Below are 16,685 nucleotides of genomic sequence, written 5' to 3'. Positions count from 1 at the left end.
TAGAATTCATCATATTCTATGTTTGAAAGTATACAAAGGCTTGTATATTAGTCTATTTTCTCCATATCATAAGTAGAGTTAGAAGATTACATAAAAATTAGTCTTATCTCACATACTCATAGTACCACTTACGTGAATCTAACCAAGCTGTAAATTTATCGATATTTCCAGCCGGGTAACCATTCGTTATAGCATAACCAATGCCATCTTTCTGAACGACAATTTGTCCATCAATACCCACATCAACCATCGCTTGAGCCAAAGCTTGTAAATTACTAAATGCTACACCGCCAGTTTTTACTTTGAGCAAATCCACTGCACCTCCTCCAGTTTGTCCTGTAAGAGCAAATACAATAGAATTAGCGATTTTATCAACATTCCATTTTGCCATGTCGGATTCATTGTCAATAAACCCCAATTCTATAAGAATAGCAGGTGCTTTCGTCCCATTTAATACCGCTAAATCTGTACGCTGTTTCGCACCTCGATTACGCCATCCAATATCTTTTGCTAGTTGAGCTGAGATTTTAGCCGCCAAGTCTTTCTGATCATAATACAGAACCTCAACACCCTGTCCATTTCCATTGCTCGCATTAAGATGAAAAGAAATAACTAAATCCACAGCATGGGAATTGCTTTTACGAATAATATTAATTAAATTTTGTGATTGAGTTGTCCCTACCTCGTCCGTATCGTCATAAACCGTGTGTCCCAAGGCTCTTAACTTAGCCGCCACAGCATCTTTAACTTGCCTATCCAGAACGTGTTCTCTCCGATTCCCAAAATTAGCACCTTGAACAATACTATTGTGTCCTCCGTGCAAACTATATCTGGCCATTATTCATCAACATCTCCTTTCTTAATATCCTATTCAAAACTTGTCTCATTGCTATTCCCACTTACAATCTTAACTGCACCAATACGTCATACATTTTCTAAAAGTGAAGGCAATTCGTTTTCGATTAAAAAAAGAGATGTCACTTCACAAATCGGATTCTTTATTCTCTAAATTGTATTAACTTGAATGGTAACACGAACAAAAAAGCATCACCTTTTTGGCGATGCTTAAAAACTCTATTTTACTTTTAGTTCCCTAAATAAAGTTTAAGATCATGGTGACCGAAACTATACCTATATTTCCGCCTCCTCCTTCACTGCCTCTTTTAACCTCTGCAACATATACCCAATTCCTTTACACCCCTCTAGCGGATATGTAATCATTTCTTCTGGATATAACTTTGTCACTACTTTTTTATGCTTCTTCCCTGCTAGTAAGACGATTTCGTCAAACTGTAGTAAACTTTTATCTACCATCTGTTTTTGTAATTTCTCTATACTTATTACCTCATCGCTTTTTGAATCAAATGCAAGATCATAGTTTTTTAATACAATATCATTTGGCCTTAAAAATCCATGTTTCGCTGATAATATAACCCAGTTTTCGAAAAACATGGATGCGTACGCCTGACATGCTTTTCCGAACGGACTAATATATACATCTTTTGCTTCCATCGGTCCGTAGTTTGAATGCTTATCCCAAATTTTCTTTTTTCCACATGGAATTATACATAGCCTTTTCATATATATTTCTACTCCCTTAACTTCAATAAATAAAATCCATTATTTTGTACATTTTTCTCTCGAAATACTATATAATAATTCTGAAAGTTTTAATTACACATTTTACCATATAAGTACTATGGATCACTCTCAATGTAAATATTATAATACCATAAAAATTTTTCTTTTTTTCTTCAAAATAATAAAAATAAATTGCAATATTATGATGCATGAATAAAGTTAAAAAGGAGGTTCGTAAAAATGAAAAATATTATCCCTGCACTATTAGTCTATTTTATCGTTTGCGTTATTTCCGTTATCATCCCAGCATCTGAAGGCTACAATTATGTCGGCTGGAAGTTATTTGTTGGGCAAGTGTATGCGATACCTATTTTCTTCATTACTGCGATAATCACATTTTATATAAACAAGAAAAAATCTTACGAATAAACAATTATAAGGATAGCTAACGCTATCCTTATTTTAATTCGTTAATCAAATCTAAAATAGCCCTTGCAGTACTTTGTATCCTTTCTTCCGAAAAGTCAAACGCAACACCTGTATTTTTATATATTTCCTGTATAGATAAATTCCAATCTGAACTCGCTCCCTCTTTAAAGAAAGTAATCGCTTGTTCCGGATTCTCTCGATAAATTTGAAACAATTGAATCGCTCCTATTTGCGCAATTGCATATTCAATTTTATAAAAAGGAAACTGAACAAAGTGAAATGACTCGAACCAACTAGAACCAATTTCATTCTCTACTCCTGCAATATCAACTGATGAATATTGATACCTTTTACATAGTTCAATATATTTCTCATTTCGCTCTTCTGGTGAATGATTTGGATTTGTATAAAGCCAGTGCTGGAATACATCTCCTGAAACTGACGATATTAATAACGATAAAGTACGATATAATTGAACTCGCTGTACTTCTTTATAATCATCCTCTTGCGTATAAAAAATAGTAAGCTTATCCATTAATAATAACTCCAGGCTAAGGGAATAAAGTTCCGCCACCTCTTCACGAAGGTATCTTTCCTGCATACTACTTTCATTGTTAAATTGTTTATAAAAATGTAATGCATGCCCCAATTCATGTATTAATGCATGAATTGCATAAAATGAAGGACTAAAATTAGAATAAATAAAAACGTCTTTACTATGAGGTAAGGTAAAGCAAGCAGCTCCTGATGCTTTATTTTTCCGTTCTTGTACGTCAATTAATCCCGCTTCCCTTATATGAGTAAATTCCTCATGAAAACATGAATCTGTCTTCCGAAACATTTCTTCAACCCCATCCAATAAATCAATGTAATTTTCAAATGAGGATTTTTGCAAATTACAAGGAGCAAGATCCCAAGGACGATACGTTTTTACATCAAGATTCTTTTTAAAAAGACTTCCTAACTGTTTCCAAATTGGTACAACACACTTTTCTATCGACTCATGAAACTTATAACAATCTTCAATACTGTAATCTCTATTTTTTTGTTTAAAGGCATACTCACTATAATTATTAAACCCTGCATTTAAAGCCATCTGATTCCGCAATTGTACGAGTTCCTTCATAATACAATCTATTTCTATTTTTACTATACTTCTTGCTTCGCATAAAGCGTACCAAGCTTTTTCACGAATAGCTCTATTTGGGTTATCTATCCTTGCTTTTACGTATGCATACGTCTTTTGCTCGCCTTCCCAATTAATAGATATGTTAGACATTATTTCTCTATATTTCGTAATAAGTTCTTGCTCTTTAACGGAAAGCGCTATGTTCTTTTCATTAAACATTTCACTCTTCACAAATCTTGCTTTTTTCATAAATCCATATTTCTGCTCATCTAATAAATCAGAAAACGGACAATCTCTAAATTTCTGGTCAAATTTTGCATTGTATCTTTTTAAAAGTGGCTGAATTTCATTTTGGTTATACATATGTATATCACGTATATTACTATCTTTTGTATCTCTATACATAGCGATTAAATTGATCGTTAACTCTTCTTCTATTTCTGCGTTTAAACGCAGCTCCTCCGAAAGCCAGCTCTCTAATTCTGAAACCGACGTAATATTTCGCTCTAAAAGTGACTGTAATTTACTCTCCAAATCATTCAACATACACAATCCTCCCGTTTTTAATTTTCTGTTTTTTAGAGATAAAAAAGGACAAGTAGCCAATCTGACTACTTGTCCTTGCTGTTTATGTGTACTCAATAAAATTAAGCTTGGAATGCTTCTGTTAATACTGGTACGATTTGTTTTTTACGAGATACAACACCTTTTAAAGTAGCTGTGTTGTTTTCTAGTGATACGTTGTATGCTTTCTCAACAACGTTTGCTGCTTTACCGATCGCAAGACCGACAGAATCGTTAGTTAAGATATCAGTTACAACGAATAAGAATAGGTCTAAACCTTTCTCTTCTACTACTGCAGAGATTACTTTTTCAAGTTCCGCTTGGTGTACAAGAACGTCGTTTGTATCAACAGCGTTTACTTGTGCGATTTCAACTTTCGCATTACCCATTTGGAATTCTTTAGCGTCAAGAGAGATTAATTGCTCCATTGTTTTTCCGCTTAAGTCAGCACCAGCTTTTAACATTTCTAAGCCGTAGCTATCAGCATCTACACCAGCGATTTCCGCTAATTCACGAGCAGCTGCTACGTCTTGTTCTGTGCAAGTTGGAGATTTGAATAGTAAAGAATCTGAAATAATTGCAGATAACATTAAACCTGCAACTTCTTTACGAATTGTAACGCCATTTTCTTTGTACATTTTGTTTAAGATTGTAGCTGTACATCCAACTGGCTCACAACGATAGTATATAGGATCGCTTGTTTCAAAGTTAGCAATACGGTGATGGTCAATAACTTCTAACACACGAACTGATTCGATATCGTTAGCACTTTGTTGACGCTCGTTATGGTCAACTAAAATAACGTTGTCCACTTCGCTTGCTACTGTCTCAACAAAACGCGGTCCTTCTACTTTAAAATAGTCTAACGCAAATTGAGTTTCACCGCTGATTTCGCCTAAACGTACAGGCTCAGCATTCATTCCTAATTCTTTTTTCAATTCTGCATAAGCAATTGCAGAACAAATTGCATCTGTATCTGGGTTTTTATGCCCGAAAACTAGTACTTTTTCCATGTTTTCCACCTCTTCATGAAAAGGATATCTTAAAGAAGCAAATATGACAATATTTAAAGCATATTTTTTTATAAATAATTGTACTTTCTTCTATATTTTTCATCATTTTCATAAAAAAAATCATCTAAAATGAATTAGATGATCGAAATATATGTTTCAATTAAAATAGTGTAGGAGTTTGCACTACGTTGTTAAAAGCGAAATTTGAAGCTAAGCCATTATTCACAAGGTTTACATCTATAACTTGATAAAACGCATTTCCAGTGTCTGCAATTTCCCAAACAGCTAAAATAAGATGGTATCCACTACGGTCAGTTGGTACATTTGCTTCGTGCGTTACTGTTGTCCCTGGTCTAGCTCCACCGTCATTTTTCACATAGAATGGCACTAAATCTAAATCTGATCGCGTTAAAGGTTTATTTGGATTCCAACCTTTTTTCGTAATATAATATTTCCACTCTTTTGTACTATGAGGAGCCGTTAGTTTCCACTTGAATGTATTCGTTCCGCCATTTAACGTAACTTTCTTCCACCTATCTACAGTTTGAACATCTAAAGCGGGAAAATGACCAGCCCCTGCAATTTGTCCATCAGAAGGTCCGAGTTGCGGAAATCCACCTATCCCTTCTACACTTTGTGGTTCATATTGAATCGGTCCACAATTTACATTTACCCCTTGCTTACATAAATAAGATCGGCTCGCTGGTGATTCTACATATCCATGAGCTGAAGCCTTTTCTGAAAATCCAAATGTTAATAATCCCGTAAGTAATACGCCACCACTTAAAATAACTTTCTTCATCTTTTGTAAACTATTCTTTTTCATTCTTTCATCCCCTTCCAATAATAAAGCGAAAATAACTATAGTTGCCTAGTCATCTTCTCTACATTTATTATAAGACGAGAATCATTACTAAAAGAACCCTCTAAAAACTTTCTCAAATTCATTTAGTGCGTTAATTATTATTCAGTATGATAACCTTTTAATCACAATTTATATGCATTTATAATAAAGAACCGTAGCATCTAACTTTCCATTCGGAGAAATTGCATACCCTGGTATTGTTCCAACTTCTTGGTAGTCTAGTGATTTGTACAATTTATTGGAAGGATCTCCTTCTCTAGTATCTAATACTAAAAGAGACCTGTTTTCTTGCTTTGCTCGTTCCTCTGCTTTTTGCATAAGCGATCGTCCAATACCGTTACGTCTAAAGTTTGGATGAGTCATTAATTTACAAATCTCGGCTCTATGAATTCCGTTAGGCTTTGTAACTAATTGTAATTGAATACTCCCTGCTACTTCGTTGTTTATTTTAGCCACATACAATATCACTTCTGGCGCTAATACTGTTTGCCAATACTTTGTTGCGTCTTTTTGTTCCAGTGGAGGCAAAAAACCAATTGATGCCCCATCATTTACAACCATTTTCAAAAGTTTCGAAAGTTCTTCCATATCATTTTCTAGTTTCTTAATTTCTTCAATTACTAAATTTCGCATTACTTTTCCCCCTTTTGTTTCATTGTAACAATTTTTAAAGAAGGAATAATGAAATAATAAGATGAATTTATATTAAGATATGATTTTTTTTGAAAGGATAACGATATGAAATATATATTAGATAGAACGTACGCAAAAGAATTACTCGAATGGGCATATGAACAAAACCCGGGCCCTTGGTTTGAACATTCACTACATGTTGCTCATGCAACTGAAAACATAATTATAGAACTTATAAAAAAAGGGTACAAGCTAGATGCTGACATAGCATATAACGCTGCCCTTTTGCATGATATCGGAAGATACAAAGGTTTTACCAAATCGGTCATTCATTCCTATGATGGTTATATTTATATGAATGATTTAGGATATACAGGAAACGCCATTATTTGTGTGACACACTCATTTCCCTGTAAAAATGAACATATAGATATCGCAGCGGAATGGAGTCTCGTTCCTGACCATATGAAAAGCCGGTTAGTTGCAATATTGAATGAACATAGTAACTACGACTTATATAATAAAGTAATTACTCTTTGTGACGCTCTTGCTGACGCAGATGGCTTTACTACGCTGGAAAGAAGATTAATTTCCGTTGGTTTGCGTCATGGTACAACATCTCATACATCTTTACATTGGAAAGGGTTTTATGCGATTAAGAAAGAATTAGAAGCTTTAATCGGTAAGAGTATATACACAGTTCTTCCTGATGTAGGAAAATCTATTTATGAAGATATAGAATATTAAATTGAATACAAATTGAAAACGATAAAAATTGAACCCATCCTAGATAATTTTTATACTCAAATTTAATTTCACATAAAAAACGTTTTAAACATAAAGTTTAAAACGTTTTTTATTCAATGCTTTTGATTTTTCAGTTCTGTTAAACACTCTTGCACTAAAGTTACCGCTTGACTCATCGCAGCTCCGCCAGCAAATGCTGCTGAAACACCACATGCTTCCAGAATCTCTTTATCCGAACATCCTTGATCAAGACAACCTTTTGTATGATAAATTGTACAATACTCATCTTGCGTTGCTAAACTAATTCCTAATGCAATAAGTTGTTTTTCTCTTTTTGTTAAAGCACCCTCTTGAAAACAAGCTTGCGTGAACGCATTATATGTCTCAGCGATTTCAGGAATTTGATTTGTAAAACTACCTATACCTTCTTTATAATGATGTAGAATATCATTTATCGAACTATGTTGCTCATGTTCCATCTTATTCCCTCCAGTCATATTATCCATACCTATTGTAGTATGCGATGAAATGGAGGCAATATACCTTCTTTTAAATTAAGAATTTTCAGTTAATTTACGTTATAATTTTAAATTATCATCTACAATAACTTTTTCTCTAGAACTTTTTCTTTCAACCTCTTTACTTCTTTCTTCCCAAAATGTTAATCCTTCAATCCCCACATTTTTAGGATTAAATACTGGATCTTTCCCTTCTTTTTTCTGCGTTTCATAGTCTTTTAACACTTTTAATGCGATTTTACTTAATAATAGAATCGCGATTAAGTTTAACCATGCCATACTACCGATTCCTAAATCTCCGAGATTCCATAAAAGCGACGCTGATTCAACACTACCGATGTAAACCATAATTAAAAATCCAAATTTTAAAACTGGTTTTAACCAGCCATACTTCAATTGACGATCTAAATAAGTAAGTGTCGTTTCAGCGATATAGTAATAAGCGAGTAACGTTGTAAATGCAAAAAAGAAAATTGCAATTGAAATAAATATTGGACCAAACCCTGTCATCACAGTTTCAACTGCTTGTTGCGTATAAATTGGACCTGCTTCCACATTTCCTATGTTTTTTACAATAGCGCTTTTCCCTTCAGGTATAACATTATACATACCTGTAATTAATATCATAAGAGCTGTCGCTGTACATACGACAATTGTATCGATATATACGGAAAACGCTTGAACTAATCCTTGTTTTGCAGGATGCGATACTTCAGCAGCAGCCGAACTATACGTCGCTTCTCCGACACCAGCAACGTTTGAAAATACAGCGCGTTTTACACCCCATGCAATAGCTGCACCAACAATTCCACCAAACATTTCATTTACACCAAATGCGCTAGAGAAAATTAAAGCAAACATACTTGGAATCTCCGTTACATTCGCAATTAATATGATACATGTAACAATTACATAACCAATTGCCATAAATGGAACAAGCATTTGAGAAACGCCAGCAATTCTCTTTACACCACCAAAAATAATTGCTGCTAGTAACACGACTAAAAATATACCAGTTATATATTTGTTAATACCATTAGAGTTTTCGAATCCAACTGCGATACTACTAGATTGAATACCTGGTAATAACATGCCATATGAAAGTGTTACAACTACCGCTACAATGACTGCAAACCATTTCATTTTTAAACCTTTCTCAATGAAATATGGAGTACCGCCGCGATATTCATTCCCTACTTTACTTTTGTATACTTGAGATAATGTTGATTCAACAAACGCACTCGCTGCCCCTAACAAAGCCATTACCCACATCCAAAATACAGCTCCAGGCCCGCCGAAAGCGATCGCTGTCGCTACCCCTGCGATATTACCAATTCCAACTCTTCCTGATAAGGCTAAACAAAATGCCTGAAAAGATGATATTCCCGTCTCGGAACTCTTTCCTTCAAATAATAGTTTAATCATCTCTTTAAAATAACGAATTTGCAAAAAACGTGTTGCAATCGTGAAATATACGCCTGCCCCTAATGCAAAAGCAACTAAACCGATACTCCACACTTGCCCTACTAACCATTCTACTAAATTCTCCATCCAAATCCCCCTTATCATTCTTTGGAAAAGCAATTTTGTATATAAGAAAACGGACAACTATTATCAAACTTTCTAGTTGTCCGCATCTTTCATTATTTCATCCCTCAATTTTTGTCAGTAAAACGCCCTATTACTTTATATTTACCCAAACACTTTTCACTTCTGTATAATTGTCAAGCGCATATGAACCTAATTCGCGGCCAATACCAGATTGTTTGTATCCACCAAATGGTGCAGCTGCATTTTCTAAGTTATAATCATTAATCCACACTGTTCCTGCTTTTAATTTATTTGCCACTTGATGACCCGTTTTGATATTTTGCGTCCATACACCCGCAGCAAGGCCATAGGATGAGTTGTTCGCTCGTTCAATTACTTCTTCTGTCGAATCAAATGGAAGTACAACAACAACTGGTCCAAATATTTCTTCCTTAACGATTGTCATATCGTCTGTAACGTCTGTGAATACAGTTGGCTTAACGAAATAACCTTTTTCAAGCGCACGTTCGCCACCAGCCGCAACTGTAGCACCTTCTTTCTTCCCTTGGTCAATGTAATTTAACACACGCTCTTGTTGTTTCTTGGATACGAGTGGACCCATTTCCGTTCCTTTCTCCATACCTGCTCCAAGTTTTACGTTGTTCGCCATTTTCACAAGTGCATCTACTACAGTTTCATAATGTTTACGATGAACAAATACACGTGATCCTGCGCTACAATTTTGACCGTGATTATACATAATACCTTGGAATGCACCATTAATTGCTTCTTCCAAGTCCGCATCTTCGAAAATGATATTTGGTGATTTGCCGCCAAGCTCTAACGTTACATGCTTAATCATTTCTGCAGACTGACGCATAATATACTTTCCTGTAACAGTAGATCCTGTAAAAGCAACTTTATCAATGTCATGATGATTTACAATTGCTGCTCCTGCTTCAGGACCAAAGCCTGGTACAAAGTTTACAACACCGTTTGGAAATCCAGCCTCTTTAAAGAGTTTTGCTGTATATAGTAAGGATAAAGGTGTTTGCTCTGCTGGTTTTAATACGATCGTACAACCTGTCGCCAGTGCAGCTCCCATTTTCCAAGAAGACATAACGAGCGGAAAGTTCCACGGAATAATCTGACCTACAACACCTACAGGTTCATGTCTCGTGTAATTTAAGTAATCTTTTGAAATTGGGATTGTTTGCCCAATAATTTTTGTAGCCCATCCTGCGTAATAACGATAATTTTCTACAGTCGCTGAAATATCATCATCAAGTGCTACTTGATATGGCTTTCCATTATCTAAAGCTTCTAGTTGCGCTAATTCTTCTCTATGTTCTTCAATTAAATCTGCTAACTTATAAATAAGATGCGCTCTTTCAGCAGTAGTCATTTCTGCCCACGGACCAGATTTAAATGCAGATCTTGCTGCTTTTACTGCAGCATCAATATCCTCTTCTTGCGCTTCACATACGACTGCTAGAACATCTTCTGTTGCTGGATTGTATGTTTCAAACGTCTTTCCGCCAATAGCAGAAACAAATTCGCCATTAATAAACATTTTAATTTCTTCATTTAAAAACGCTTCCACTTTTGGTTTCAGCTCAATATTTGTCTTTAACATTATGTTCTCCTCCTTATTTAAACAGCTGCATGAGCTGCAATATTTGATAAAATCGTTTGAAGCTTTTGATCTTCGTCAACAGTTAATCCTAGTCTTGGATAGCGAGAAGGTCCTCCCGCTTGCCCATGTAATTCCATGGAACGTTTAACGATTTGAACATATTTCCCTGATCCTTCAAGAAACTCGCAAAGTGGTAAAATAGCATCGTTTATTTCCCACGCCTTTTCTAATTCACCATTTTGAAAATGCTCATACATTTTTGTAACGAGACCGGGAACGATATTTCCTGCTACTGAAACCCATCCCGAAGCACCAACTAAATATGATTCCATAACTAAATCTTCAGAACCACAGAAGACTTGGAAAGCCCCTTCACTTTGTCTTACTAAATCTCTCGCTTTTCGAATATCTCCGCTAGATTCTTTAATATGTGTAACATTTTCACACTCTTTTCCAATACGGAGCATTAGCTCTGTACTCATATCGACACCAGAAGTAAATGGGTTATTGTATAGCATAATTGGTATATTTACAGAGTTTGAGATTTCTTTAAAATGAAAATAAATCTCCTCTTCCTTCGGTTTACAATAGTAAGAGTTTATAATTAATGCACAATCCGCTCCGTGCGCTTCTGCATGTTTCGTATATTCAATTGTTTCTTTTGTGGTCTCTGCTGCAGTTCCAACAATGACTGGAATACGGCCATCAATTTCTTTCAACACAGTTTCTACCATTTTAAATCGTTCTTCTTTTGATAAACTTACAAACTCTCCTGTACTTCCATTAATGATAATACCTGCAACCTTTTGTTCGATAAAGTAATTTACATTTTGTTTTACCCCATCCCAATTAATTTCCTGAAATTCATCCATCGGTGTTATTAATACTGGAAATGCCCCTTTAATTTTTTGCATATTTATCTCTCCCTATCACATTTTATTTTAATAAGAATCCTGCCGGAAACGGATCCGTAGGGTCTAATAGAAACGTCTGCATCCCTGTAATAAATCCTCTACTTTCAAAACGGAAAATGTATCCTAGTTCCTCCTTCTTCACTTTTTCCACAGTTATAAAACTATTAAATATACTTTCATTTTTAAAAGGTTTATCCGCCATATAATCATTTTTAAATAATGCATGAACATAGGAAACGATAGTAGAAACAAAACCTGGCGAACGTACGATAAAGTTATCTTCATGAAATGTAATCGACTTTATATGGTTCTTTTCTTTTTGCGAAGGATCTACTAAAATAAGCCTTTTTATTAGCGACTGTTTTTGTATAGCCTGCAGTGTAGCTTCTCCCCATCTTTTCAATTCTGAAATGTTTTCAACACGAATTTCTGGCGAATACGCACCTTTTTCTACAACTGCATATACTTTATCTGCTTGTATGAGAGAATAACTTACATTACCAACCTGTAAATTTTCCTCAATCAAATAGCAAAGTTTGCTTTCAAACGAAACAGATATAACTTCATCATTCTCTACATACGCATGAACTAAAAATATTCCAGATAACGTTTCAATTTTGTATTGATTGGACTCTCTCTTTTTTAAATACCCACTTTCGAGTAACATCGTTATTACCGCAACAATGCCCCCATAATGAAGCGGAATCGAACCTTCATGATTAAAAAATAATACAGCTGCATCCACTTCATTATGGATAGATGGAACGACAATACACCCATTCAAACCGATAAAACCACGTGGTTCATTTAATAAAAGCTTCATCTCTTCTGCTAATTCACCTGAAAATTGTTCATTTAATTGCTCCAAACTGTAGTAGTATTTGCACGGTACGTCTTTCATTACACGAAATGCCTCGCCATTTACATGTACGTCTACTGCTGTATACATTTTTTGAATGTTCATTTTATATCCTCCGTTTCATGTTCCATCGGCGGAATTAGCAAAAATCCTTCTTTGAGTGGATCCATTTCATTGTAAAAAAATTTATGCATACCCATAAGCCAAGCTGATCCCGTAATTTTCGTTATGACAGCTTCAATATTTTCAACATGTGTCGTATTCACTACATATCCTTTAAATAAAGAACCAACAATACTCTCATGAATGAACTCTTCACCAATTTTGATTTCTTTCTGAGCGTATAATACAGCTAGCTTCGCAGATGTTCCTGTACCGCATGGGGATCGATCTATTCCGCCTGGTGGTACAACAACTGTATTTTTCACATGCGCACATTCATGAGTAGCATCTGTATAAAATTCAACATGTGTTAATCCTCTAATAAACGAATACTCTGGATGAATGATTTCAAACTTCTCATTAATTGTGTTTCTTATATGAATCGCCTTATCGATGATTGTGGATGCATTTTCTGGTACTAATTCTAGGCCTACTGACTTCGCATCAATAATGGCATAAAAATTCCCTCCATACGCAATATCAGCCTCTACAGTTCCAATGTCTTTGACGTGTACAGTAATATTTTTCAATAAAAAAACTGGTATGTTACAGAAAGATACCTCTTTTGCTTTTCCATCTTGAACAGCAATATCTACTTCCACTAAGCCAGCCGGGGTATCTAGTTTTAAAGAAGTAATCGGTTCAACTACTGGAATTAAACCTGATTCAACTAACGCTGTACATACACCGATTGTATCGTGACCGCACATCGGTAAGTATCCACCTGTCTCTATGTATATAACACCTATATCAGCCTCAGGATGACATGGGTCTGTTAATAATGCCCCTGACATTACATCATGACCACGCGGTTCATTCATTAACAATTTTCGAATCCAATCATATTCCTTTTTCATATGTAACATCTTCTCTGCCATCGTCTCTCCAATCAACTTTGGAAGTCCGCTAATTAATGTCCTCGTTGGATTCCCGCCCGTATGTGTATCAATAGTCGTAAAGACTCTTTGTGACCTCATCCGTTTAACACCCTTTCTGTAAAACGACTCAAACGAAGTGGTTCAATAGGAATAATTGTCTCTTTTTCATTTAATAACTCTTCAATTACTTTCCCAGTAACTGCTGCAAGACTAATCCCATCCCCTTCATGTCCAGCGGCAATGAAATAATTCGGAATATGTTCCACTCGTGAAATAATCGGCAAATGATCTTCTGTCCACGGACGTAAACCAGCGTAAGAACGAATTACCATCATATCTGCCATTTTCGGATAAAAGCGAATCGCTCTATTTGCGATACATTTAATGACTTCATTGTTTATTCTCGTATGAAACCCTACAAATTCACGACTACTTCCAATTAAGAAATTTTGACTTTCAGTAGGCTCAAATACGAGCGCAACCCCGTATTTTTCAGTTAAAACATCTACTTTTCTTTTTCCGCCAAATTTAGAAATTAAATAACCGAATTCCATTACTTTACGGCATCCTACATGTTGTTGCCTTGATGCTACTATAATATGCCCTTTTCTCGGTTCAATTGGTATATTTACATTTAACATCTGACCAATCTTAGGAGCCCACACACCGGCTGCATTTACAACTTGTTTTGCTGTAAAAGTACCATTCGTAGTTTCTACAACAAATGAACCATTCGTCTCTATTTTCATACTCTTTACTTCGGTCTGCTTAAAGGCTTTTGCGCCAAACTTTTGTGCCTCTGACAGAAGCGAGAAAGCAAGGAGATATGGATTCACAGTTGAATCCGTCGCACATTCTAAACCGCCTAATAAATCATCAGCAAAAAAAGGCGACTCTTCTCTTATATCTTGCCTATCAAGCATTCGAAACGGTAATCCAGCTTCTTTTTGCCGATCTACCCATTGTTGCGCAGCCTCCATCTCTTCGTCTGACTCACATACGAGAATACTTCCTGGTGCCCTATATTCAAATGAATGCTCTAATTTTTCACTTAAATCAGTTACTAATTTTTGACTTACTAAAGACATTTGACTATCAAATCCCGGATCTTTATCAATGGCCAAAATATTCCCATCACACCGTGAAGACGTCCCGCTGACAAATTCTCCTTTTTCAATGATTGTTACGTCTCTTCCGTATTTTGAAGTGTAATAAGCGATAGAACACCCTATTATTCCACCACCTATAATTAAAACGTCGCAGTGCCTCACAATATACTCCTCCTTTCCCTAAACCTCTCACTTTCTTTTATGCAATTGACGTGCCAATTTTTCATATATACAATTTCCATAAACAATATTTTTATTTGTAAAAATAATTTAAATTTACAGTAAATAGGTGTATTATTTTTTTATCACTGTCAAAATTTTTATACATAACAGGAGGGCATTATGGCATTTTCATTTCCGACTATACAAGAGTTTTTGGAAAGTATTTTAATCGATCATACATGTAGCCTTAATCACATTAAGCAAGTAAACGAAAGGTTTTATTATCTCCCTTCTACTACAGAAGAATATAATTGCGCCATTATTTATGTAGATGACTCATTCACTGCACTAATTGACGCTTTTTCTTATGAATTAGCTGTTATCATCCTTAACGAAAACGATGAGCCGAAATGCTGTATAACTTCTCAGCAAATGATTCCATTTCTTTATAAGTCCTACAATGAACTACAGGCATTTTATGACACCGTAATACTAACAACTGACTCTTCTGTTACAGTCATTGATAGTAAAGAATGCGTTCGAACTTGGACAGATGGTGCTGAAAAAATATTTTCAGTCAACCATAATGAAATTATTGGGCAACCGATTACTCGTTTTTTTGATTATAAAGACTTGGAAATTTTACAATCTTTACATGATGGAAAAAGCATAGTCGCTCAGTTCCATCAGCCTCGTCCCGATTTATTCGTATTAATTAATTCAAATCCCGTTTATTGTAATGATGAAATTATAGGAGCAGTCGTTTCAGAAACAGATGTTACAAATCAAGTCGCTTTAAATGAAAAACTATTTAATATGTCACATGAAATGCACCGTTTAGAACAAGAAGTGGCAAAGTATAAAGATGAATCTGATCCTTTCCTTGCGATGAATGGAAAAAGTCCTGTTATACAAAGAACGATACAATTAGCTAGAAAAGTTTGTTCGGTGAAATCAACTGTTTTAATACTTGGGGAAAGCGGAGTTGGAAAAGAAGTATTTGCGAAAGCAATTCATGAAGCAAGTGAGGCAGCGAAGGCGCCTTTCATTTCGATTAACTGCGGGGCAATTCCAGAAGCGTTATTTGAAAGTGAATTATTCGGTTACGAGCGTGGGGCGTTTTCTGGAGCAAATAGTAAAGGAAAAAAAGGTAAAATTGAACTCGCGCAAGGCGGTACTTTATTCCTCGATGAGATTGGCGAAATGCCGCTCGATATGCAAGTAAAACTGTTACGTGTACTACAAGAACGAAAGTATTACCGAGTTGGCGGAGAAAAAGAAATTAATATTGATTTCCGCATTATCGCTGCTACAAATCGGGATTTACAAGAAGAAATGAGAAAAGGAACTTTCCGAGAAGATTTATATTATCGTTTAAATGTAGTTAGCCTGCATATTCCACCGCTGCGTGAAAGACGAGAGGATATTATCGAACTCACATACTCATTCTTAAACGATTTTTCGATCAACTATAACCGACCAATTCGTGACCTACCTTCAAGCATTATGCATGAACTGCTTCATTACAATTGGCCAGGTAATATTCGCGAACTTCGAAACGTTGTTGAACGACTTGTGGTATTCGCAACAGACGGAATTATAAAACAAGAATATTTACCATTTCATACGACTGAAACTTTAGACAACCATACAGCTCATTCCCTATTACTCAGCAACAATAATACAATCCTTTCTTTACAAGAAGAGATGGATGAGCATGAGAAAAAAGTTATTGAAAGGGCTTTACGAATTTTAAATGGGAATAAATTAGAATGTGCAAAACAACTTGGCGTAACAAGGGCTACTTTATATAACCGTTTAAAAAAACTTGGACTTCAATAAAGAAGCAGTATGCACCGATTAGGCGTTTACAGGTAGCTCTCCCTCTCTCTCTCCCTCCTCTATATTGGCATGATTTTTGCATATATAATTTGTGCAAACCGAACTAGAGGAGGA

General features: G+C 35.4%; 16 protein-coding genes. 3 read left to right on the top strand and 13 right to left on the bottom strand.

Going from position 1 to position 16,685, the window contains the following annotated elements:
* Positions 1 to 103 precede the first annotated feature (103 nt).
* Positions 104 to 838, bottom strand: coding sequence for an N-acetylmuramoyl-L-alanine amidase (locus ACQRBL_RS12525; RefSeq protein ID WP_063547543.1), 735 nt, complete (start codon positions 836 to 838; stop codon positions 104 to 106).
* A 293-nt stretch (positions 839 to 1,131) separates the two neighbouring features.
* On the bottom strand, positions 1,132 to 1,581 hold the full coding sequence (locus ACQRBL_RS12520; protein ID WP_000824876.1) for a DUF6884 domain-containing protein: 450 nt from the start codon (positions 1,579 to 1,581) through the stop codon (positions 1,132 to 1,134).
* A gap of 240 nt (positions 1,582 to 1,821) precedes the next feature.
* On the opposite strand from ACQRBL_RS12520, the gene ACQRBL_RS12515 reads away from it, so the two are divergent.
* Complete coding sequence (locus ACQRBL_RS12515; RefSeq protein ID WP_000789485.1) at positions 1,822 to 2,010, top strand: DUF4017 family protein; 189 nt, start codon at positions 1,822 to 1,824, stop codon at positions 2,008 to 2,010.
* Positions 2,011 to 2,038: 28 nt separating this feature from the next.
* On the opposite strand, the gene ACQRBL_RS12510 is transcribed toward ACQRBL_RS12515, so the two are convergent.
* The 4 genes from ACQRBL_RS12510 to ACQRBL_RS12495 all read right to left on the bottom strand — a co-directional run bounded on the left by ACQRBL_RS12510 (position 2,039) and on the right by ACQRBL_RS12495 (position 6,214).
* Complete coding sequence (locus tag ACQRBL_RS12510) at positions 2,039 to 3,685, bottom strand: M3 family oligoendopeptidase (protein WP_063547545.1); 1,647 nt, start codon at positions 3,683 to 3,685, stop codon at positions 2,039 to 2,041.
* 101 nt (positions 3,686 to 3,786) lie between these two features.
* Positions 3,787 to 4,716: a manganese-dependent inorganic pyrophosphatase gene (gene ppaC / locus ACQRBL_RS12505; protein ID WP_000416871.1), complete on the bottom strand. Its 930-nt coding sequence runs from the start codon at positions 4,714 to 4,716 to the stop codon at positions 3,787 to 3,789.
* Between the two features lie 160 nt (positions 4,717 to 4,876).
* The gene (locus tag ACQRBL_RS12500) at positions 4,877 to 5,542 is read right to left on the bottom strand and encodes a lytic polysaccharide monooxygenase (protein WP_016081274.1); all 666 of its coding nucleotides are present in this window, start codon (positions 5,540 to 5,542) and stop codon (positions 4,877 to 4,879) included.
* 168 nt (positions 5,543 to 5,710) lie between these two features.
* Positions 5,711 to 6,214, bottom strand: a complete 504-nt coding sequence (locus ACQRBL_RS12495) for a GNAT family N-acetyltransferase (protein ID WP_023522191.1) — start codon at positions 6,212 to 6,214, stop codon at positions 5,711 to 5,713.
* A gap of 105 nt (positions 6,215 to 6,319) precedes the next feature.
* On the opposite strand from ACQRBL_RS12495, the gene ACQRBL_RS12490 reads away from it, so the two are divergent.
* Positions 6,320 to 6,961: an HD domain-containing protein gene (locus ACQRBL_RS12490; RefSeq protein ID WP_411995572.1), complete on the top strand. Its 642-nt coding sequence runs from the start codon at positions 6,320 to 6,322 to the stop codon at positions 6,959 to 6,961.
* Between the two features lie 113 nt (positions 6,962 to 7,074).
* Here the strand turns inward: ACQRBL_RS12490 and ACQRBL_RS12485 are convergent, their stop codons facing one another.
* From ACQRBL_RS12485 to ACQRBL_RS12455, 7 genes are all read right to left on the bottom strand, one after another.
* Complete coding sequence (locus ACQRBL_RS12485; RefSeq protein WP_001999958.1) at positions 7,075 to 7,467, bottom strand: carboxymuconolactone decarboxylase family protein; 393 nt, start codon at positions 7,465 to 7,467, stop codon at positions 7,075 to 7,077.
* A 72-nt stretch (positions 7,468 to 7,539) separates the two neighbouring features.
* Positions 7,540 to 9,030, bottom strand: a complete 1,491-nt coding sequence (locus tag ACQRBL_RS12480) for an alanine/glycine:cation symporter family protein (protein WP_411995573.1) — start codon at positions 9,028 to 9,030, stop codon at positions 7,540 to 7,542.
* 130 nt (positions 9,031 to 9,160) lie between these two features.
* Positions 9,161 to 10,645, bottom strand: coding sequence for an aldehyde dehydrogenase family protein (locus ACQRBL_RS12475; protein WP_063547549.1), 1,485 nt, complete (start codon positions 10,643 to 10,645; stop codon positions 9,161 to 9,163).
* Positions 10,646 to 10,662: 17 nt separating this feature from the next.
* Entirely contained in the window at positions 10,663 to 11,559 is an 897-nt protein-coding gene (gene dapA, locus ACQRBL_RS12470; RefSeq protein ID WP_001169449.1) for a 4-hydroxy-tetrahydrodipicolinate synthase, read from the bottom strand.
* Positions 11,560 to 11,581: 22 nt separating this feature from the next.
* Positions 11,582 to 12,523 carry a proline racemase family protein gene (locus ACQRBL_RS12465; protein ID WP_001025560.1) on the bottom strand — a complete coding sequence of 314 codons (942 nt, stop codon included), beginning with the start codon at positions 12,521 to 12,523 and terminating at the stop codon, positions 11,582 to 11,584.
* On the bottom strand, positions 12,520 to 13,557 hold the full coding sequence (locus ACQRBL_RS12460) for a proline racemase family protein (protein ID WP_411995574.1): 1,038 nt from the start codon (positions 13,555 to 13,557) through the stop codon (positions 12,520 to 12,522). Before ACQRBL_RS12460 ends, ACQRBL_RS12465 begins: the two co-directional genes overlap by 4 nt.
* Positions 13,554 to 14,729: an NAD(P)/FAD-dependent oxidoreductase gene (locus ACQRBL_RS12455; protein ID WP_001215274.1), complete on the bottom strand. Its 1,176-nt coding sequence runs from the start codon at positions 14,727 to 14,729 to the stop codon at positions 13,554 to 13,556. The genes ACQRBL_RS12460 and ACQRBL_RS12455 overlap by 4 nt, the downstream gene beginning before the upstream one ends.
* 180 nt (positions 14,730 to 14,909) lie before the next feature.
* Between ACQRBL_RS12455 and ACQRBL_RS12450 the strand changes: the two genes are divergently transcribed.
* Positions 14,910 to 16,571, top strand: coding sequence for a sigma-54 interaction domain-containing protein (locus ACQRBL_RS12450; protein ID WP_063547555.1), 1,662 nt, complete (start codon positions 14,910 to 14,912; stop codon positions 16,569 to 16,571).
* Positions 16,572 to 16,685 lie beyond the last annotated feature (114 nt).

Source organism: Bacillus sp. AF62 (assembly GCF_050312695.1).
GTDB classification, from domain to species: Bacteria; Bacillota; Bacilli; order Bacillales; family Bacillaceae_G; genus Bacillus_A; species Bacillus_A cereus.
Note: the sequence above shows the minus strand (reverse complement) of the source record. Positions and strands in the feature narration are given on the sequence as shown.